General features: G+C 48.8%; 22 protein-coding genes, 2 tRNA genes and 1 other annotated feature (1 of these 25 only partly in view). Of the genes, 11 read left to right on the top strand and 13 right to left on the bottom strand.

Annotated elements, in window-relative coordinates:
- Window positions 1–122 (top strand) — a binding site (T-box leader); it begins 114 nt to the left of the window's first position.
- Window positions 123–186: 64 nt separating this feature from the next.
- Entirely contained in the window at window positions 187–1,410 is a 1,224-nt protein-coding gene (gene tyrS, locus ACKTS9_RS01625; RefSeq protein ID WP_407878582.1) for a tyrosine--tRNA ligase, read from the top strand.
- 44 nt (window positions 1,411–1,454) lie between these two features.
- Here tyrS and ACKTS9_RS01620 read toward each other — a convergent pair whose 3' ends face one another.
- From ACKTS9_RS01620 to asd, 4 genes are all read right to left on the bottom strand, one after another.
- The gene (locus ACKTS9_RS01620; RefSeq protein WP_349216291.1) at window positions 1,455–2,702 is read right to left on the bottom strand and encodes a CapA family protein; all 1,248 of its coding nucleotides are present in this window, start codon (window positions 2,700–2,702) and stop codon (window positions 1,455–1,457) included.
- On the bottom strand, window positions 2,699–3,454 hold the full coding sequence (dapB, locus tag ACKTS9_RS01615) for a 4-hydroxy-tetrahydrodipicolinate reductase (RefSeq protein ID WP_349216292.1): 756 nt from the start codon (window positions 3,452–3,454) through the stop codon (window positions 2,699–2,701). The genes ACKTS9_RS01620 and dapB overlap by 4 nt, the downstream gene beginning before the upstream one ends.
- 85 nt (window positions 3,455–3,539) lie before the next feature.
- Entirely contained in the window at window positions 3,540–4,442 is a 903-nt protein-coding gene (gene dapA / locus ACKTS9_RS01610) for a 4-hydroxy-tetrahydrodipicolinate synthase (protein WP_349216293.1), read from the bottom strand.
- A 35-nt stretch (window positions 4,443–4,477) separates the two neighbouring features.
- Window positions 4,478–5,557 carry an aspartate-semialdehyde dehydrogenase gene (asd, locus tag ACKTS9_RS01605; protein WP_349216294.1) on the bottom strand — a complete coding sequence of 360 codons (1,080 nt, stop codon included), beginning with the start codon at window positions 5,555–5,557 and terminating at the stop codon, window positions 4,478–4,480.
- 279 nt (window positions 5,558–5,836) lie between these two features.
- Between asd and queA the strand changes: the two genes are divergently transcribed.
- From queA to ACKTS9_RS01555, 10 genes are all read left to right on the top strand, one after another.
- Window positions 5,837–6,865 carry a tRNA preQ1(34) S-adenosylmethionine ribosyltransferase-isomerase QueA gene (gene queA / locus ACKTS9_RS01600; protein WP_349216295.1) on the top strand — a complete coding sequence of 343 codons (1,029 nt, stop codon included), beginning with the start codon at window positions 5,837–5,839 and terminating at the stop codon, window positions 6,863–6,865.
- 133 nt (window positions 6,866–6,998) lie between these two features.
- Window positions 6,999–7,856 carry an amino acid ABC transporter substrate-binding protein gene (locus tag ACKTS9_RS01595; protein WP_349216296.1) on the top strand — a complete coding sequence of 286 codons (858 nt, stop codon included), beginning with the start codon at window positions 6,999–7,001 and terminating at the stop codon, window positions 7,854–7,856.
- Window positions 7,857–7,932: 76 nt separating this feature from the next.
- On the top strand, window positions 7,933–8,622 hold the full coding sequence (locus tag ACKTS9_RS01590; protein ID WP_349216297.1) for an amino acid ABC transporter permease: 690 nt from the start codon (window positions 7,933–7,935) through the stop codon (window positions 8,620–8,622).
- Window positions 8,623–8,624: 2 nt separating this feature from the next.
- Window positions 8,625–9,386, top strand: a complete 762-nt coding sequence (locus tag ACKTS9_RS01585) for an amino acid ABC transporter ATP-binding protein (RefSeq protein WP_349216298.1) — start codon at window positions 8,625–8,627, stop codon at window positions 9,384–9,386.
- A 99-nt stretch (window positions 9,387–9,485) separates the two neighbouring features.
- Window positions 9,486–10,877 carry a DNA repair protein RadA gene (radA, locus tag ACKTS9_RS01580; protein WP_349216299.1) on the top strand — a complete coding sequence of 464 codons (1,392 nt, stop codon included), beginning with the start codon at window positions 9,486–9,488 and terminating at the stop codon, window positions 10,875–10,877.
- A gap of 51 nt (window positions 10,878–10,928) precedes the next feature.
- Window positions 10,929–11,306 carry a hypothetical protein gene (locus ACKTS9_RS01575; protein WP_349216300.1) on the top strand — a complete coding sequence of 126 codons (378 nt, stop codon included), beginning with the start codon at window positions 10,929–10,931 and terminating at the stop codon, window positions 11,304–11,306.
- A 51-nt stretch (window positions 11,307–11,357) separates the two neighbouring features.
- A complete protein-coding gene (locus tag ACKTS9_RS01570) occupies window positions 11,358–12,266 on the top strand; it encodes a hypothetical protein (RefSeq protein WP_407878574.1) in 909 nt (302 codons plus the stop codon).
- Complete coding sequence (locus ACKTS9_RS01565) at window positions 12,263–12,583, top strand: hypothetical protein (protein ID WP_349216302.1); 321 nt, start codon at window positions 12,263–12,265, stop codon at window positions 12,581–12,583. Before ACKTS9_RS01570 ends, ACKTS9_RS01565 begins: the two co-directional genes overlap by 4 nt.
- Window position 12,584: 1 nt before the next feature.
- Window positions 12,585–13,145 carry a tyrosine-type recombinase/integrase gene (locus ACKTS9_RS01560; protein ID WP_349216303.1) on the top strand — a complete coding sequence of 187 codons (561 nt, stop codon included), beginning with the start codon at window positions 12,585–12,587 and terminating at the stop codon, window positions 13,143–13,145.
- Window positions 13,146–14,193: 1,048 nt separating this feature from the next.
- On the top strand, window positions 14,194–15,234 hold the full coding sequence (locus tag ACKTS9_RS01555; protein WP_349216304.1) for a tyrosine recombinase XerC: 1,041 nt from the start codon (window positions 14,194–14,196) through the stop codon (window positions 15,232–15,234).
- A 28-nt stretch (window positions 15,235–15,262) separates the two neighbouring features.
- Here the strand turns inward: ACKTS9_RS01555 and ACKTS9_RS01550 are convergent, their stop codons facing one another.
- The 9 genes from ACKTS9_RS01550 to ACKTS9_RS01510 all read right to left on the bottom strand — a co-directional run bounded on the left by ACKTS9_RS01550 (window position 15,263) and on the right by ACKTS9_RS01510 (window position 19,545).
- Window positions 15,263–15,898, bottom strand: coding sequence for a stage II sporulation protein M (locus ACKTS9_RS01550; RefSeq protein ID WP_349216305.1), 636 nt, complete (start codon window positions 15,896–15,898; stop codon window positions 15,263–15,265).
- A 32-nt stretch (window positions 15,899–15,930) separates the two neighbouring features.
- A complete protein-coding gene (locus ACKTS9_RS01545; RefSeq protein WP_349216306.1) occupies window positions 15,931–16,362 on the bottom strand; it encodes a hypothetical protein in 432 nt (143 codons plus the stop codon).
- 65 nt (window positions 16,363–16,427) lie between these two features.
- Complete coding sequence (gene yajC / locus ACKTS9_RS01540; RefSeq protein ID WP_349216307.1) at window positions 16,428–16,760, bottom strand: preprotein translocase subunit YajC; 333 nt, start codon at window positions 16,758–16,760, stop codon at window positions 16,428–16,430.
- An 87-nt stretch (window positions 16,761–16,847) separates the two neighbouring features.
- On the bottom strand, window positions 16,848–17,978 hold the full coding sequence (gene tgt / locus ACKTS9_RS01535; RefSeq protein WP_349216308.1) for a tRNA guanosine(34) transglycosylase Tgt: 1,131 nt from the start codon (window positions 17,976–17,978) through the stop codon (window positions 16,848–16,850).
- Window positions 17,979–18,079: 101 nt separating this feature from the next.
- Window positions 18,080–18,154 (bottom strand) — tRNA-Cys (locus ACKTS9_RS01530).
- A gap of 39 nt (window positions 18,155–18,193) precedes the next feature.
- Window positions 18,194–18,269: transfer RNA gene (locus tag ACKTS9_RS01525), tRNA-Gly, on the bottom strand.
- 356 nt (window positions 18,270–18,625) lie between these two features.
- Window positions 18,626–18,868, bottom strand: coding sequence for a helix-turn-helix domain-containing protein (locus tag ACKTS9_RS01520; RefSeq protein ID WP_407878565.1), 243 nt, complete (start codon window positions 18,866–18,868; stop codon window positions 18,626–18,628).
- A gap of 117 nt (window positions 18,869–18,985) precedes the next feature.
- Window positions 18,986–19,231, bottom strand: coding sequence for a hypothetical protein (locus tag ACKTS9_RS01515; protein ID WP_407878563.1), 246 nt, complete (start codon window positions 19,229–19,231; stop codon window positions 18,986–18,988).
- A gap of 41 nt (window positions 19,232–19,272) precedes the next feature.
- On the bottom strand, window positions 19,273–19,545 hold the full coding sequence (locus ACKTS9_RS01510) for a hypothetical protein (protein ID WP_407878561.1): 273 nt from the start codon (window positions 19,543–19,545) through the stop codon (window positions 19,273–19,275).

The following is a 19,545-nucleotide window of genomic DNA, read 5'->3' as shown; positions in this document are numbered from 1 at the left end:
AAACAGGAGTAAATGCTGACGGGTGCGCCCGTTAAAGCGTGGTCGTGTTCATGGGACACGCAGAGGCCAGTTTTGTGAAAAGCTGGTAAACAGAGGTGGTACCGCGAGTTTTCGCCCTCTGCCAATTTCGATTGGCAGAGGGCGTTTTTTCGTTCTTTGCCGCATAGGACAAGGAGGAAATTTTGAATGGAAAATGTATTTGATTTGTTTCGGGAGCGCGGTTTGATCGCTCAGGTCACGGATGAAGAGGCCGTCCGCGATTTGCTGGGCCGGGAAAAAATCACGTTTTACACGGGTTTTGATGCGACGGCCGACAGCTTGCACGTAGGCCATTTTATGCAGCTGATTGTTATGCGGCATATGCAGCAGGCCGGGCACCGCCCCATCATTCTGTTGGGCGGCGGTACCACCATGGTGGGAGATCCGACCGGAAAAACAGATATGCGTAAAATGCTTTCGAAAGAGCAGATTCAGCATAATGTTGAGTGCTTTAAAAAGCAGATGAGCAAATTCATTGATGTTTCTGAGGGAAAAGCGCTGTTTTTGAACAATGCAGATTGGCTTTTGAATCTGAATTACATTGATTTCCTGCGGGAAATTGGCGTCCACTTCTCTGTGAATAAAATGCTCACCTATGAATGCTTTAAAACGCGTCTGGAACGTGGGTTGTCTTTTATTGAGTTCAACTATATGCTGATGCAGAGTTATGACTTTTTGCAGCTGGCCCGCAATTATGATTGTAAAATGGAATTTGGCGGCAACGACCAGTGGTCCAATATCATTGGCGGCGTAGAGCTGAATCGTCGCTGCGATGCCCGCGACGTCTACGGCATGACATTTACGCTGCTGACGACCCGTGAAGGCAAAAAAATGGGTAAAACGGAAAAGGGCGCCGTCTGGCTGGATCCGGAAAAAACTTCCCCGTATGAGTTCTTTCAATACTGGCGCAACATCGATGACTGCGAAGTTCAAAACTGCCTGAAGCTGTTGACAGATGTGCCGGTTGCTGAAATCGATGCGATCGATATGACCGATGGACCTTCTATCAACCGAGCCAAAGAACGGCTGGCCTTTGAGCTGACCAGCTTGGTTCACAGCCAAGAAGAGGCGCAAAAAGCGCTTGATACTGCGCGCAGTTTGTTTGGCGGGGAAGTGGATGCGGAACATATGCCTTCCACTGTTTTGGAGAGCAGCCTCGTTGTGGACGGGAAAGTCAGCCTGCTGGACGCAATGGTCGCAGCAAACCTGACTGCAAGTAAAGGAGAGGCGCGCCGTTTGGTACAGCAGGGCGGAATCTCCGTCGATGGAGAAAAAATTTCGGATCCAATGTATCTGTTCTCAGCGGAAAAGTTGTCTGAAGGCGTTGTTGTCAAAAAAGGGAAAAAAGTTTATCACAAAATCAGTCTGTAATGAAAAAACGGCGGAGCATCTTGCATGCTCCGCCGTTTTTTAGCTTAATCCAACACCAGATATTCTGCCGGAATGTTTTCTTCCAGAACAGATTGAATATATGCCCGGCTCATCGACCCGTTTCCATGACTTGCAGCAAGTTCATCGGTATAATCCCGGAACAGATAAGCGCGCGCGTTTTGAAAGTTTGCATCGTAGTGCATTACTTCCGGAATGGCCTTCACATTTTCGATGACACAGCTGGATACTGTCCCATCCGGTTGTGTCGTTTTTGTAATATCAAACGTCAACAGGATACCAATCAGATTGTCGGCCTGAATTTGTGTAGAGACAAAGTTGCCAAGAGAGTAGGCAACAGGGACTTGCGTCCCGTCTTTTGCACTGGTCAGCATTTCAATGGTCTGCACCACATGCGGATGCGTTCCAATGATGATGTCAGCGCCCCAATCCGCAATTTTTTGTGCAAGTGTCCGCTGTGCATCATTGACCACGTGGCTGTTTTCCGTTCCCCAATGCACACCAACCACTACCACATCTGCCATTGTCTGTGCCAGTTCGATTTGCATTTGAATCACGTCTTCCTGGCTGGTGTAAATCACGTTTGCTTCTGCATTTTGTGGAGTAGGAATGCCATTGGTCGAATCGGTATAAGCAAGATAGGCGATTTTAACGCCATCTTTTTCCTGAATGGGAATATTGCTGTAATCACTTTCTCCGGCAAATAAACCGGTTGTTACCACATCATCCGGCATGGATGCCCAAAAACGCCGTGTTGCAGCAATTCCTTCCGCGCCCTGATCATAAGAGTGATTATTGGAAAGAGAGAACACACGGAACCCAATATCATACGCCTCCTGAGCCAACGCCCCCGGCGTACAGAAGCAGGGATACGAGGAGGGGGGAAGTTCATCGGTCACCAATGTTTCCTGGTTGATCCAGTTAATATCAAAGTTTTGGTAAAAATATGCCACATTCTCGTACAGCAATCCAAAGTCATATCCATTGCCGCCTGCTCGCTGCCGCGCCTGGAGATAAATTCCATCATGAATCAGGTTATCTCCTGTAGCGGAAACATGAAGTGTTGTGACCGTCGGCTGTGGCGGCTCACTGGAGGATGATACAGCTGATTCAACCGTCTCCGACATGTCGGCTGCAGTCTCTTGGGTTTCCGGTGCCCGCATCCATTCCCAGGCGTACAACAAAATAAATGCTGTCAATAAAAGCAGGCCCGCAACGAAAAAGGCAATTCCCAGGGGACGACTGTGTCCACGTCCGCTTTTTTTTCTTTTCATGCACCAATCAAATCCTTCATTGTGTATTTTCCGGCTGGCTGGCGAACAAGCCATTCAGCTGCACGCAAAGCTCCTCGGGCAAATACCATCCGGGAAGTGGCTGCGTGTGATAGAGTTAAAGTTTCGTCCGCACCAGCGAACAAAAGATCATGTTCTCCGGCAATTGTTCCACCCCGGACAGCATGAATCCCAATTTCATCTTTTGCGCGCGGCTTCTTGCCGTTGCGTCCGTATGTAAAGAACAAGGCTCTGTCGGCTTCTCGCAGACTGCGGGCAATGGAGAGAGCGGTCCCGCTGGGAGCGTCTACTTTTCGGCTGTGATGCTTTTCGATGATTTCGATGTCAAATTCTTCGCCCAGCAACTTTTGCGCATACAAAGCTAATTCATTCAAAACATAAATTCCCAAGGACATATTGGAACTTTGAAAAATGGGGATTTGACGAGAGGCGCTTTCCAGAACTTTGCATTGCGCGGAAGAAATCCCTGTCGTGCCGACAACATAGGGCGTGCCGGATTCGCTGCACCAAGCGATTGTATCCGTTAATATCTCCGGAACAGAGAAATCCACTACAACGTCCACAGGGATATTAATTTCTTCTATTTTTGAAAAGACAGGAAAAAGACCGGTATACTCGTCGTGTCTGCAATCTACCCCCGCACGGATACAAAAACGGGCGTCTTCTTCACGCGCCAACTGAGCCACAGCGGAACCCATCTTTCCGGCGCATCCAAGCAGAAGAATGTCAAGCATTGTCGAAATCTCCTTTCTTAATTATAAAACACAACAGCTCTCTCTGTAAAGTTATCAGAGAGAGCTGTTTTTTGAATATCTGTTTTCAACAACACTGCATCACAGGCAGACCTGCTTTTAAAAGTGCATCTCGTATGCGCGCCAAATCTTTCCCATTGGGAGCGGGCAGGGGAAGGCGGCAGCGCCCCGCATGAATTCCCATAAGCGACAATGCCGCTTTTACAGGAATCGGGTTTACATCGCAGAACAAAGCCTGTGCCAGCTCCAGATATTGCTTTTGCAATTGCGCACTGAGTTCACATTCTCCTTCAAAATAGGTCTGGCAAATTTCATGGACTGCCTCAGGGACGATATTGGCGAGTACGGAAATTACGCCCGCGCCGCCCAAGGAAAGTAAAGGAACAATCTGATCATCATTTCCGGAATAAATCGGAAGCTCATCCCCGCAAAGCATCATTGTTTGCGCAATGGCACTAAAATTTCCACTTGCCTCTTTGGCGCCTGCGATTCCCGGATGCTTGGATAATGCCAGATAGGTTTCTGGTTGGATGGTCACTCCCGTGCGGGAAGGAACGTTGTACACGATGCAAGGCAGATTCACATGGTCCGCGATGGTAAAAAAGTGCTCGATCAGACCACGCTGATTCGTTTTGTTGTAGTAGGGTGTGACTAGCAAAAAACCATCCACCCCGAGCTTTTCTGCTTCCCGGGAAAGCTCAATTGCATGCTTTGTATTGTTGGAACCTGTTCCTGCAATGACAGGCACCTGTTTTTCTGCCGCCTGCACAACGCATGCGATTGCCGCCAAATGTTCTTCATCATCCAGCGTAGGTGCTTCACCGGTTGTTCCGCACACGATAATTGCATCAGTGTGATGTGCAATCTGATATTGAACAAGTTTCTCCAGAAGAGGGAAATTTACACTTCCATCCTCGCGCATTGGCGTGACCAATGCAACGCCGGATCCTTTGAAAAGAACTGGTTTCACAAGGATCCCCTCACTTTCTGAAAAGAGAGAAATGCTCAGTCGAAATATCCTTTTGCTGCCAGCAATTCAGCTAAAAGAACACCGCCGCCGGCTGCGCCGCGCAACGTATTGTGAGACAGGCAAACAAACTTATAATCGTACTGCGTATCCGGACGAAGCCGGCCGATAGAAATTGCCATTCCGTTTTCCAGATTGCGGTCCAAACGTGTTTGCGGACGATCGGCCTGCTCAAAATAATGCAGAAATTGCTTCGGTGCGCTGGGAAGATTCAACTCCTGCGCAGGGCCGGAAAAAGACGCCCATTTTTCTTTTATTTGCTCCATGGTAGGTTTCTGTTTGAAACGGACAAACACGGCAGCCATATGGCCATCAGAGCATGCCACACGAAGGCATTGCGCTGTGATGGAAGGTTCTGTCGCCGGAACGATTTGACCGTTCTCAATGTGTCCCCACAACTTCAGAGGCTCCTGTTCGCTTTTTTCTTCTTCGCCGCTGATGAAAGGAATGCAGTTATCCACCATTTCAGGCCAGGTTTCAAATGTTTTTCCTGCGCCGGAAATCGCCTGGTAAGTGCATACCAAACACTCTTTCACTCCAAAATCCGCCATAAGAGGATGCAAGGCGGGAACATAACTTTGCAGCGAACAATTGGATTTTACTGCAATAAAACCGCGTTTGGTGCCAAGGCGTTTTCGCTGTGCGTCAATAATTTCAACATGCTGTGCATTGATTTCCGGAACAATCATGGGAACATCCGGCGTAAAGCGGTGGGCGCTGTTGTTGGAAACAACGGGGCATTCCGCCTTGGCATAAGCCTCTTCCAGAGCGCGGATTTCATCCTTCTTCATGTCAACCGCACAGAAAACAAAATCCACCTGCGATGATACAGCAGATACATCAGAAGCATCCATGACAACCAGATTTTTTGCCTTTTCCGGAATAGGTGTGCTCATTGCCCATTTTGCACCTACCGCCTGCTCATAGGTTTTCCCAGCAGAACGGGGAGAGGCCGCTACCGTTGTCAATTCAAACCACGGATGCTTTTCGAGCAGAGTGACAAATCTCTGTCCAACCATTCCTGTGGCACCTACCACACCAACCTTAAACCGTCTCATCTTCATTCATCCTTTCCTCACCGCGTTTTATTCTATGCAAAATATCCGTTCGCTGTTACGCGACGGAAAATGCTCTTTTTGAAAAAACAGGAGAAACCGGCCCTTATGGCTCAACCCAAGATAACAAAAAAACCGGCTTGAAAACCGGTAAAAAATGCAATATAATATACTGGATTGCTTGTCCGACCAGTTTTTTACACACGCTTGTGTTTTTACTGCTTTTTCTTCCTAAATATAACATTCCGATAAAACCTTGTCAACGAAAAAAGGGTGAGATCCATGCTGAAAAGTGATTTTTATTATGAGCTTCCCCAGGAGCTGATCGCACAGGAACCGTGTATTCCACGAGATGCTGCGCGCCTCCTTTGCCTCGGACGGAACGATGGCTGTATTTCACATCGGATTTTTCACGATCTGCCGGAGCTGTTGGAACCTGGCGACCTGCTTGTCATTAACAATTCCAAAGTCCTCCCTGCACGTTTGATTGGCCATAAATCAGCAACAGGGGCGGTGTGCGAGCTGCTTTTGCTCAGGGAAGCCGAACGCGATGTTTGGGAGTGCCTGGCCAAGCCCGGAAAACGGTTGCATGTTGGGAATACCGTTGAATTTGGTGACGGAACCCTGACTGCAGAAATTCTGGAAACAAGAGATGACGGAAACAAGCTGGTCCGCTTTTCATATGACACGCAAACACTGTATGAAAAGTTGGATGCTTTTGGAAAAATGCCACTACCGCCGTATATTCAAAAACAGCTGGACGATGGTTCTCTGTATCAGACCGTTTATGCAAAAGAGCTGGGGAGTGCCGCTGCGCCGACAGCCGGTTTGCATTTTACGCCTGAGCTGATGCAAACGTTGAAGGAACGCGGAATCCAATTTGCTGAAGTAACGCTCCATGTGGGGCTGGGAACTTTCCGTCCGGTAAAAGAAGATGATATTCTGGACCATAAGATGCATAGCGAATGGTACAGCATCAGTGCCGAAACAGCGGAAAAGATTCAGCGTACCAAAAAAGAAGGACATCGCGTCATTGCGGTGGGGACAACCAGCTGCCGCACATTGGAAGCGGCAGCGGCCGTTCATGGCGAAGTTTGCGCGTGCAGCGGAGACACGGACATCTTTATTTATCCGGGCTTTGCTTTCCGTGCCATCGACGGCTTGATTACCAATTTTCATTTGCCGGAGAGTACACTGATCATGTTGGTTTCCGCCTTTTGCGGTTACGAGAACACAATGAATGCATATCGGGTTGCCGTTGCAGAGAAATATCGCTTCTTCAGTTTTGGAGATGCCATGCTGATTGTTTAAGACAGAAAAAGAGAGGCGCTTGTTTTTAAGTGCTTCTCTTTTTTTAAAAAAAATCAATTTATCACTTTACTATGATAACGTGATGTAGTATAATGAACTCGTCTTTAAAACTTGGCTGAAAGAGGGATTCAGAGTGAAAAGGATTTTTGCAGTCGCCATGAGCGCAGTACTTATGGGAATGTTTTTGGTTTCTTGTTCCGGCGAAGCCGCTTCCACGTCAGCGGATGCTTCTTCTATACAAAATGCGTCTGCTTCCGGTACCTACAGCACTACATTGGCGGATATTCAGGAAAAAGGCGAACTGGTCATCGGCTTGGATGATACGTTTGCTCCCATGGGATTTCGGGATGAAGCCGGCGACTTAGTGGGCTTTGATATCGATCTTGCAAATGCGGTATGCGAGCAGTTGGGCGTGCAGGCTACCTTCAAGCCCATTGACTGGGATTCCAAGGAGCTGGCACTCAGTTCCGGTACCATCGACTGCGTATGGAACGGAATGTCTATTACGCCGGAACGTGAAGAGCAGATGAGCCTTTCCCAAGCTTATCTGAATAACAAAATCGTTATTATGACCAAAGAGGGCGTTACGGTAAACAGCAAAGAAGACTTAGCCAATTACCAGATCGGAATTCAGGCTGGCAGTGCTGCGCTGGAGGCCGTAAAAGCAGACGAAATTTATAGTTCCATTCAGGGCAATCTGACCGAATATCCTACATACGATGAAGTAATCCTGGATGTTCAGGCCGGGCGTTTGGACTGCATGATTATCGATGAGGTTTACGGCGGATATAAAAATGCTAAAATGGGTCAGGTATTCTCTGTGTCCGATGTGGATTTTGGCGATGACCTTTATGCAATCGGATTCCGTAAAAGTGATACGGAACTGACGCAGGCCGTCAACGATGCACTCAACGTGCTGATTGAAGAGGGAACAGCCGCTGAAATCAGTAAGGAATGGTTTGGAGAAGACATCGTTGTCAAACCGGAATAAAAGCCACGCATTGAACGGGCGGTGCTGAAAGCCGCCCGTTTTTTATGGAAAACAGGACATAAGCGAGGAGAACGAAATGGATTTTCAATATATACAATTGATCTTGCCGTCTCTTTTAAAAGGGACGGTGCAAACACTGTACATCTTCTTTGTAACATTGGTACTGTCTCTTCCTTTGGGCCTTCCGTTTGCATTGGGATCTATTTCGCGGTTTTCGCCCATCCGAGCTATTTGTAAAGTTTATATTTGGCTGTTTCGCGGCACGCCGCTGATGTTGCAGTTGTTTTTTGTTTATTACGGCTTGCCGATTATGATGCAGCAAATCAATGCCGCATGGGCGGATTTCTTCCGTATGGAGAATGTTACGGCTGCAGTGGTGACATTCGTTCTCAACTATGCTGCCTATTTTGCCGAAATTTACCGCGCGGGAATTCAGTCTATTGATCCGGGACAGCATGAAGCAGCCAAAACACTCGGTTTTTCCCGCTGGCAGACCATGCGGATCATTATTATTCCGCAGACAATTGCCCGGGTCATTCCGCCTATCAGCAATGAAGTAATTACGCTTGTCAAAGATACCGCTCTGGTGACAGCTATCGGTGTGGCCGAACTTTTAAAGGCCGCCAAAGACGCAAACAATCGTGATGTAAATCCAACGGCGTTTTTCCTGGCTGCGGTTATTTATCTGATTTTGACGTTTGTGTTGACGTTGCTGTCCCAATGGTGTGAAAAGCGCTTTTCGCGCCACGAACAAAAGGAGGCGTAATTATGTCAATTCTTTCCATAGAACATGTCTGCAAGAAGTTTGGAAAATTTGAAGCGTTGAAAGACGTTTCTCTTCAGGTGGAAAAAGGGGAAGCCGTCGCGATCATAGGCTCTTCCGGAAGCGGAAAAAGCACTTTGCTTCGCTGTATCAATAATCTTGAAACAGTCACTTCCGGTAAAATCGTTGTCGATCAGGATGTGTTGGTTGAAACGGTAGATGGCGTTGCGCGGTATCCTTCTGAAAAAGAGATACGCCGGATCTGTACCAAAACCGGTATGGTATTTCAGCACTTCAATTTGTTTCCGCATTTGACGTGTCTGGATAATATTATGGTTGCGCCTTTGAAAATTTTAAAACGAGATTCCGAACAGGTGAGGAAAGAGGCCATGGAACTTCTGGAAATTGTGGGGCTTTCTTCCAAGGCAACACAATTTCCGGCACAGCTTTCTGGCGGGCAGAAACAGCGCATCGCCATTGCCCGTGCCCTTGCAATGCATCCGCAAATTATGTTGTTTGATGAACCTACCAGTGCACTGGATCCGGAAACGACCAACGAAGTAATCGCAACGATTCAAAAACTGGTAGATCAAAAAATTACAATGCTGATTGTCACGCATGATATGCGTTTTGCCAAAAGCTCCGCAACCAGAGTCATTTTTATGGACGAAGGACGTATTATCGAAGAAAACACGCCAGAAGAATTGTTTAATCATCCTGAAAACACAAGACTGCAAACTTTTTTGCAATCTGTGGAACGCTCCTGAAAAGAGGCGGGTTTGCATACAGCGAACCTGCCTCTTTTGCTTTTTTGAAAGGATATTTTGTGCTATACTAATAAAAACCGCAACCAAAGGAGTCCATTTATGCCAAAAGATAAATTAAAGACGGTTTATGTATGTACCAGCTGCGGAGAGGTTTCCAGCCGCTGGATGGGACGCTGCCCTTCCTGCGGAGAATGGAATACACTGGTAGAAGATATTGTACGTGAGCAGAAAAGCAAGGGTCTTTCTTCCAAAGCAACACGCGGCAATTCGGCCAGCGGGCCGGTGATTGCTGCCAGTAAACTGAAAGATATCAGCACAACGGAAGAGCGCAGCCGCATTATTACAGGAATCAGCGAACTGGACCGTGTGTTGGGTGGGGGAATTGTCATTGGAAGTGTCGTTCTCTTGGGCGGAGAACCCGGAGCGGGAAAATCCACGTTGCTCCTTCAATTGTGTGGTGCAGTGGCCAAAAAGGTGGATGTGCTTTACATTACAGGTGAAGAATCCACGCGTCAAATTAAATTGCGCGCATTACGGTTAAAGGTTGCCCAGGAAGACATTTCTTTGGCGGCGGAAACAGATATTGATGCAATTTGTGATCTCATCCAGCATATGAAACCGGGCCTGGTCATTATCGATTCGATTCAAACGATGAATTGTGCGGATATTTCTTCGTCATCCGGAAGTGTTTCTCAGGTCAAAGAGTGTACCGCGCGTTTGCTGACAGTGGCTAAAAGCAACGAAATTCCCACATTCATTGTAGGCCATGTAAATAAAGATGGCGCAATTGCCGGTCCGAAAGTCATGGAACACATCGTGGATACGGTTTTGTACTTTGAAGGGGACAAAATGTTGCCTTACCGGGTTTTGCGTGCGGTGAAGAACCGTTATGGCTCTACCAATGAAATCGGCATGTTTGACATGACAAGTGCCGGTCTGAAAGTCATTGAGAATCCTTCCAAGCTGTTGCTGGAAGGCCGTCCGATTGGGGTCAGTGGCAATTGCGTTGCATGCACAATGGAAGGATCACGGCCGATCTTGTCAGAAGTACAGGCATTGGCGACCAAAAGTGGGTTCGGAACTCCTCGGCGAGCGGCGTCCGGTTTTGATTTCAATCGCATGAATCTTCTGCTGGCCGTTTTGGAAAAGCGTGCAGGCTTTTTTATGGGTAATCTGGATGTTTATATCAATATTGTCGGCGGACTGGATTTGGACGAAACAGCCTGCGATTTGTCTGTTTGCATGGCAGTCGTTTCAAGCCTGCTGGATAAACCGGTCCCGGATGATATGATCGCGATTGGAGAAGTTGGCCTTGGCGGTGAGGTCCGCAACGTAGTAAATCTTGAGATTCGTCTGCGTGAAGCGCAGCGCATGGGATTTACGCGGGCAGTAATTCCAAAACACAGTATGCGTCAGTTGGATTACGAAGAGTTTTCCAATATGGAACTATTAGGAGTAACTTATGTCAAACAAGCTATTTCGCTGCTTTAAAATTGATGAACAAAAACGTTTGGGGGCAGCCATTGCCAAGGAATTCATTGTGTGCCCGATTGGGAGGAAAATGGATCATATTTCGCTAAATATATGGATTTTAGCGAAATTTTATATTTCGCTAAAAGGTTATTTGGTGATATTCCCATATCCTTCCGCGCCTCCACGGACAAAAACGTGGGGGCGTTGTTTTTCGCTCCGGAAAGGATTTCAGAGATGGAGAAGACAGTGTTGAGTGTGTGCCGTGAAGTGTTCAAGGCAAAGAACCCCGGGGAACGTGACAGGGAGATGTGGCGTGTTTATCTGGCTGACCACCGGGGGCGCGTTGGCAGTTTGTACAGTTCCCGAGAGGTCAGGCCCGGCGAAGTAGTCAGCGTTGACTTGCAAGAGCGTGACGGGCGTTTATTGCCGTGCATTATCTGGGCATGATAAGCCCTATATCTAATAGGGCTTATCATGTGTACAAATGTACAAGGCGGCTTGTTGTACACATGGAAGACAGAGGCCAGAGACGGCAGTACATACAGCATAGACAAACTCCTGATAGACTTTGCTTTAGCCTATCGGAGCAGCCAGTCCGTGCTGGATGGGGTGGCGGCTCTGGCCTGGGTGGAGTTCTCGCACTGGACTACCCACAAGATGGGAACTTTTCGTGACCAGTTCACCTTCGCCCTTTCTGGTGGCCGTTCCTTTTGGCTGGGGGTTGGCCTTAATGGCCCCGGCGGTCTGAATACTGGGCGGGCACGGCTTGAATTTAACCCCAACAAGGTAGGGCAGTGCCGGGAATTGCGCTGGGTGTATAACCTTTGCTTTGATGCTTGCGGCGCGAAACCTTTTCCGGTTTCTCTTCGCCGCTGGGACTTGGCCGTCGACTTGCCGGGTGAGCGCGGTGAGTTTGAGCTTCTCAAGGATGGGCGGTTGTACGAGGAACTGCGGCGGTCTGCGTCAGATCGTACGCAATATCTCGGGAAACGGAACTCCCCCGGTCGTTGCAAGCTGTATAACAAGACGCTTGAGAGCAATCTTTCGATCCCTGTCACTCGGCTGGAACTGACACTGGACGGCGTAGCGTGCGGCGCTGATGATGTGCGTTCGCTTTGGCCCAAGGTTCTTAGAGTGCCGCGTGTGGTGCAAATGGGCGCGGAGTGGTTTGGGCTGAATGATACAGACCGCTTTATTCTGCGCACCCTGTGGCAACAGCCGGAGAGGCTGGAAGAGTTGGGGCGGCGCAAGCGTGACAAGCTTGCACCTCTGGTGGCCGCTGGTGGGGTAGTGGAGTTCGATGATGCGGCGTTCTTGCGCTGTTTGGAAGAGTTGGGCGGCTGGATGAAGCGCCGCCGAGAATGTGACCCGCCCGGATATGGCGGGAGATGGGAGAATGCAGAATGATGGACTTTGACGTGACGAACGCAGTTTCTCGGGTGTATGATTTGGCTGAACCCGGAAGCCCTGTCTTTGTGGATGGTGTCCGGCTTGTCTTTGAAGCCTGCGGCTGGCACTATTTGCACGACTACGCGGAGAGCAATTGTGGGCCTGATGTTGTCCGCCGTATGCTTGTTCATGTGGCAGAAGCGGAAGCGTCTTTTGCACAGTGGGCTTCTCGTGCGGCAAGCCGGAAGAATGGGCGCGGGGCCTGTTCTTCGGCGGCCTTCTCCGGCGAGGTCGTTGACGCAATCACCAAAAGCCGGAAGGAAGAACGGTGCTGATATGGGGCGTGCTGACTGGCTTGACCGCTCATCCATGGATTACATACTGGCGGCAATGATGCCCGCGAATCGGCTTGTTATGGAGTGCTGTATTGCGTCCGGTCTGCGTGTAAGTGACGTTCTGGCGCTGAAAACCGATGCTCTGGCACGTGGACAGCGAATGACGGTCCGTGAACAGAAGACAGGAAAGACGCGGCGTATATATTGGCCCGCTCGGTTGTACGCTCGCATGCTTGAACAGGCCGGGCGTGTATGGGTTTTTGAGGGCCGCAACGACTGGCGCAAACATCGGACGCGGTCAGCTGTCTATAAGGATTTGTGCCGCGTTGCTCGGGTCTTCCGCGTGTCCGGTATCATTGCCAAGGGGGTTCAGGTGTCTACGCATACGGGCCGGAAAATGTGGGCTGTCGATGAGTACCGCCGCACGGGAGACCTGCAGTCTGTTGGTCGTGCGCTGAACCATGATGGGCGGCATAGGGAAACGACTATGCTTTATGCCATGGCTGACGCTATCACAGCCGGGAAGAAGGGCCGAAAAAAGAGCGGTAAGCGGGGCAAGTAAATACCACGGCCCGCCATATCGGCACAAAGCAGAAAGGCGCCCCAGGGGGGCGCCTTTCTGCTCGGTGCGGGCCGTTTGAGATTGTGGCGGTCGCAACCCGAAGCGCCCGCAGGGCGCGAAGCCCCCGGCCCGGCTCGGCGTGGTGCCCACGCAGGGCCGGGGGGCCACTACGCCGCCGCCCCGGTTTGTACCGGGTGGGGGCGGCGGGCCACGGGGCCGAAACACGGCCACCACTCTACAGGGCCGCTTTTCGGCCCCGTGCACCTTGGCCGGAAAGATAGTGCGGCAGACGCGCCAGAAAAAAGGCAAGGCCGCAACGCGCCCGCAGGGCTTGGCCTTGCCTTTTTTCTGGGCGGCGCAAGCCGCGCAGACCTTAGCCCCGCAGGGCCTTGCGGGAGCATCAGCACGGCCCCGCCGCCCGGGTGGCCGAACCGCCGCCCATGCGGGCCGCGCCTGCATGGGTAGGCGGCCCGGTGCACGACCCCGATCGTGCACCGGGGGCCTGCCTGGCGTGTGGATGGCCGCGCGCCACCGATGCCGGGCAAGACATCGAATTGTAACAGGTGGATGTCTTGCCCGGTACCTGCGGCCCCTAGGGCCGCATCGGGCGGGGTGGGGGCTGGGGCCGGGGGCCGAAGGCTGGGGGCCCCAGATTGGCCGCTCTTTCGGCTTCCTAAACGAAAAGAGCGGAACCCCACGGGGTTCCGCTCTTTTCCAAAAAGGGGGTCGCTCTCGCGCCGTCCTTCGCCACGTCTCCACTTTACCACGATTGTCCCGGCCTGTCAAGCGCCAGGCGCTGCCCGCCCGCGCTCTGCCGCCCTAGGCCGCTGCCGCTGCCGTTCCGAGCCACGCTCCCGCCCTTGAGGGCGGGCGGGGGGTGGGTGTCTATCTTCGGCTTTGCACATACGTTGCACCATTTTGCACTATTATCTCATTCGCTTGAAATGCTCCGAAACTTCGGGTATGCTGTAGCTAGTGGGGGCGTTTTTGCGATTATGGGAATTTCACTAAATAAAAATTTAGCGAAATATAGGGGAGGCGTTTTACCTTGAGCAGTTACATTGATTCCAGAAAGCCTTCCAAACACGGCGATTATAAAGATTGTCCGCCTTTGGTCGTCGAATTTCTTTATAATAGCGAAACCATTCGGGGCTTGTCACCACGAACAGTGAATGGCTATTACATTGACTTGCGGACCTTTTTTCGCTTTCTGAAATTGCACCGTGGACTGGTTCCGGCCGATACGCCTTTGGAAGAAATCCCGATTTTGGAATTGGATCTGACATTTATTGCAGCTGTCACAACATCAGAAATTTATGAATTTCTGCATTATGTAACACGCGAACGCGAAAACAGCGCCGCAACGCGTGCGCGAAAACTCTCCTGTCTCAAAGGTTTTTTTAAGTATCTTTGTAACAAGAAAAAGGTTTTGCAGAATAATCCTACCGATGACGTAGATACACCGGCTTTAAAGAAACGCCTTCCAAAGTATTTGTCGCTGCCCGAAGGAATTGAATTGTTAAAAAATATACAATCCGATTTTTATGAACGAGATTATTGCATCATTACATTGTTCCTGAATTGTGGAATGCGTTTGAGCGAACTGGTCAATATCAACATTACCGATCTTCAGGATGATGGTACAATTCGTATTCTTGGCAAGGGTGACAAAGAGCGTCTTGTATATCTGAATAACGCTTGCAAAAATGCTTTGCATCGCCTTTGCGAAGAACGCGCCAAATTGCCGAATCTTCAAGATCGCCAGGCACTGTTTGTATCCAAACGCACAGGAAGACGTCTTTCTGCCCGCAGAGTACAGCAAATCGTAGACGCTTGCCTGCAACAGGCGGGATTATCCGGAAAAGGTTATTCTGCCCATAAATTGCGCCATACAGCTGCCACAATGATGTATCAGGAAGGTCATGTGGATATGCTGGCATTAAAAGAAATTTTGGGGCATGCACATGTGTCTACCACTGAAATTTATACGCATCTTGGAAATGCTCAACTCAAGCAGGCGGCGCAAGCTTCCCCTTTTGCCGACCTTGACTTGGAACAGACTGTTTCTAAAGACAAAAGAAAGGACTGATGATTTTCGTCAGTCCCTTCTTCCCTTTTTATTTGAATAGTACCGGTGCAAAAACAACGGTCAATATGCTTTCCAGCACGCAGGCTGTCAGAGTCAGCAGAAGCGCCTTCGCCGACATACGCAGCATGCGAGCCAAACGATCCGTCACATTGATGACATCCCCGGTAAAATGGTGCATCAACAGCCCGATAGATGCGTGAGCTGATGCTTGCGATAAAAGCAATACCGCCCACAGCTGTATCATTTGAGGCAAAAAGAACAAAATAAGAACTGTCGCCATTCCCTGAAGGCCATACGTAGAATATAAGTAACCGGAGATACTCCCGATCGAAAAACCCTTTAACAATGGCACGAATAAAACAAATGGAATTCCAATGCAGCTGAATCCGTTATAGATCAAGAACAGCAGTGGGAACATTGACGGCCAAACAATCGATCCTAACAAGGTTCTAAATGAAACAGATGCCTCGTATCGAGCGAGGTATTGAAGAACAAAATAACCGGCGTATTCATTTGAAGAAGCGCGCGCGTAGCCTTCCCAAAGACTGCCGAGTAATACGCCCGACAGAGTGATGCATGCGAAAATGGTATAGATCCAGGAACCTGATTTTTTATATGGCAGACGGTGTGCCCGCAACTTTTTTACTCGTGCTGATGATATCATAACCTTTATTCTCTCCGTTCTTGCGCTGGATTTTAACGCCTGATTTTGCGGCGACGTTCTCGCAGAACACTTCCTAAATATCCGCCCAGTGCACCTGAGGCCAGAAAAGCCAGCGTTTTTGTCGCCCAGAGAGAGGTAAATGAAGATTGATATAATAAAAAAGACAGCAGGCTCAACAATAAAATGAGGACCGAAGCTAAAAGAGTCCCTGCCAGAATTCCGCCTTTAAAGATGGCGGAGAGAAACAAACTTGCAATCAGAAGCGCAATGCAAATGAGCACGGTCGTAAGCGGAATCAATAAAGCAGGAGCCAGATCTGTTGTACACATGGCGTTGGCTGCAATTGCACATAACCCGCCTGAAAGCCCCACAGTCAGAACCAAACTGAATACAAATGGAAGAATTCCCCTTATGATCTGACTTTTTTGTTCCGATGGATTTGTTCTTTTTCTTTTCGACGGCATAAAAAATCCTCCCTGTGCACTCAACTGCTAAAAGCTTATGCACAGAGAGGATTTTTTATGAAATTTTATTTTTTGGCAGGCTCTTTTTTGGAAGCATCCGAAGAAGCAGAATTGCCTTCCAGATTCAATTTCTCAACTTCCTGAATGGCCCAGCGTTTAAACCGAAGTTTCACGCGATCTGAGCCCGTCTCCAGAACAAATGTATCTTCTTTGATGCTCTGGACGTGACCCACGATACCACCGATCGTGGTGACGGTATCGCCCACTTCGATTGAATTGCGCATTTCAGCAGCTTTTTTCTCTTTTTTGTTCTGCGGCCGGATCAGAAGAAAATACATCAAAGCGACCATCAAAACCAGAGGGATAAAAGTGCCAAGCAGTCCCAGTGATTCGTCCATTGTTTATCCTCCTCAATAACGTGACATTATAAAACAGTATATCGGAAAAAGTGTTCTGTTGCAAGCTTTTTTCAAAAAATTCACGGATTATATGCGCTTGTCCAATACATCAATGTATTGACGGTAAAACTCTTCAAAATTGCCTTCATCAAGTGCCTGACGAATGCGAATCATCAAATGATTGTAAAAATGAAGATTGTGCATAACAGCCAAGCGCATTCCCAGCATTTCATCTGCCTTAAACAGATGGCGGAGATACGCTCTGGAGAAGTTTTTGCAGCACTCGCAGGAGCATTCCGGGTCCAACGGACTTTCATCCAGCTCATATTTCGCATTTTTTATATTGATAATTCCGTTCCAGGTATTCAAATGACCGTGCCGGGCATTTCGGCTGGGCATTACGCAATCGAACAAATCTACGCCCCGACGTACCGCTTCCAGAATATTTCCCGGTGTGCCCACGCCCATCAAATAGCGAATCTTATCTTTGGGCATGTGCTCTTCTACAACGGAAATAACCCGGTACATCTCTTCCTTGGGTTCCCCGACGGCCAATCCGCCAATAGCATATCCATCCAAATCCAAGTCTGCGATCTGCTTCATATGCTCAATGCGCAAATCGTCATAGCAGCAACCCTGATTGATACCAAACAAAAGCTGATGCGGATTTACGGCCAGCTCGTTTTGTTTCAAACGGGCCATTTCCTCTTTGCAGCGTTTCAGCCAGCGCACCGTTCGATCGCAGGAATTTTTCGCATAGTTATACTCTGCGGGATTTTCCATGCATTCATCAAAAGCCATCGCAATAGTAGACCCTAAATTAGCCTGAATCTGCATACTTTGCTCGGGCCCCATAAAGATCCGATGTCCGTCCAGATGAGAGGCAAATGTGACGCCTTCTTCTGTTATTTTACGCAATTTGGCCAGGCTGAACACCTGAAATCCACCACTGTCTGTCAAAATAGGGCCGTCCCAACGGGTAAATCGATGAAGGCCGCCCAACTGTGCAATTTTCTTGTCGCCCGGCCGCAGATGCAAATGGTAAGTATTGCACAGCATCACCTGACAATCATTGTTTTTCAAGTCAAAAGCAGATAAGCCGCCTTTAATTGCACCTGCAGTTGCAACGTTCATAAATGCGGGGGTTTGCACCGTGCCATGCACAGTCTCAAAACTTCCCCTTCGAGCGGTATGTTCCGTTTTAATTAAATGATACATTCATATTCCTCTCTTCCACATCGGGCGGAAAATTACCGGTTAAAACCATCGATTGTTTACAAAGGAAAAGGCATTGATCCTTTAGAAGACCAATGCCTTTTTGGAGGTGCCGACCAGATTTGAACTGGTGCATAACGGTTTTGCAGACCGTTGCCTTACCACTTGGCTACGGCACCATAATATTTTGGCGCTGCAGTATTTACCACAGCGCCATATGGAGCGGCTTACGAGGCTCGAACTCGCTACCTCCACCTTGGCAAGGTGGCGCTCTACCAGATGAGCTAAAGCCGCAAATGGTGCCTCCGGACGGAATCGAACCATCGACACGGGGATTTTCAGAACCGGACCAGAGGCAGAAAAATAGCCGCAAGGAACTAAGGATTCCCGTGCGGTAAATCCGAAAAATTGCTGCTATTTTAACGCTTTTGACGTTTGATTGAGGATAACCCTCTGTCAATAAATCCTGGACAATCAAAATTGGGAATGATAACGTCCAATGGATTATTTGACTTACTTCAAAGGCTCATTTGCTTTTCAGCATAAGGCCCTCTCGGTGTTACTATAATAGCATTTGGAAGCATTCTTGTAAACCCCTTTCAGAGCATTTTATTAAAATTATTTATCTGGCATAAAATCGACCGCGAGTTTTATATTTTTTTGGTCCTTTTGCTTACGCTGAATCGTGGGCCGCTATCGCCAATCGCTTTCTGTTTTGCCTGCTCTCTCGCCCACGCGAGGAAATCCTCATACAAAACATAGTGCCGGCTTTTGATACGAAACGAGGGGAAATCCGGTCGGGCCAGAAGCTCATACAATGTGTTATTGTTGCATCCCAAAATCTCCTTGAGCTCTTTTGCCGATAAAAGAACTTTTCCTTTTTCGTTTTCCATAAAAACCTCCCAAATGGTTTAGTTCAAAAAAAACCAGCCGTGGTGAACCACGGCTGGTTTTCGTGCTTTTAATGGCGGTGCTGCATTGACTTCGCAGCATTCAATATTCTGAATTCCTTACTCGAAACGAACTTCCTGTGTGTAATCTTCCGTCTGAGAATCCGTCCACAAAATGGCTCGAATATCCTCACCGATGGGTTTTTCCAGGAGTACACGCGGGTTAGAGAGCCTTTCACTCTCCTTATCGCTATTATCCGGCTCGAACTCCACATCAATACCAGGATATTCGGGGTCGCAACTGGCCGTTGCGATAATGTAGCCGCCCTCAACCTTGACGCGCATTTCTGTAACTCCGTTAATCATTTGGAACACCTCCTTGTTCCGTTCATTCTCTGAACCGGCATTTAGTATTGAATCAACAAACATTTTTCCATGCGCGGAGCACGGATTTTCTTCGGGGCGTATCCCATGATATTTCCTTCCTTGTCCAGAATAGCGGAATCAATCGTCTGATTCTGATACCACGGACGGAACACTATTGTTCCAGATTGGACACTCATTGCATCGGCCTTCTTGAAAGCCTTTCCGTCCTTTGTTCGAGCGGTCCGCAGAGCATCCCACTGGGTAGCGCAGCCATCCCGAATAACAGCCCCATCTTCTAAAACCAGTTTCCACAT

Origin of the sequence: Owariibacterium komagatae, from assembly GCF_045865535.1 — a bacterium.
GTDB classification, from domain to species: Bacteria; Bacillota; Clostridia; order Oscillospirales; family Ruminococcaceae; genus Ruthenibacterium; species Ruthenibacterium komagatae.
Note: the sequence above shows the minus strand (reverse complement) of the source record. Positions and strands in the feature narration are given on the sequence as shown.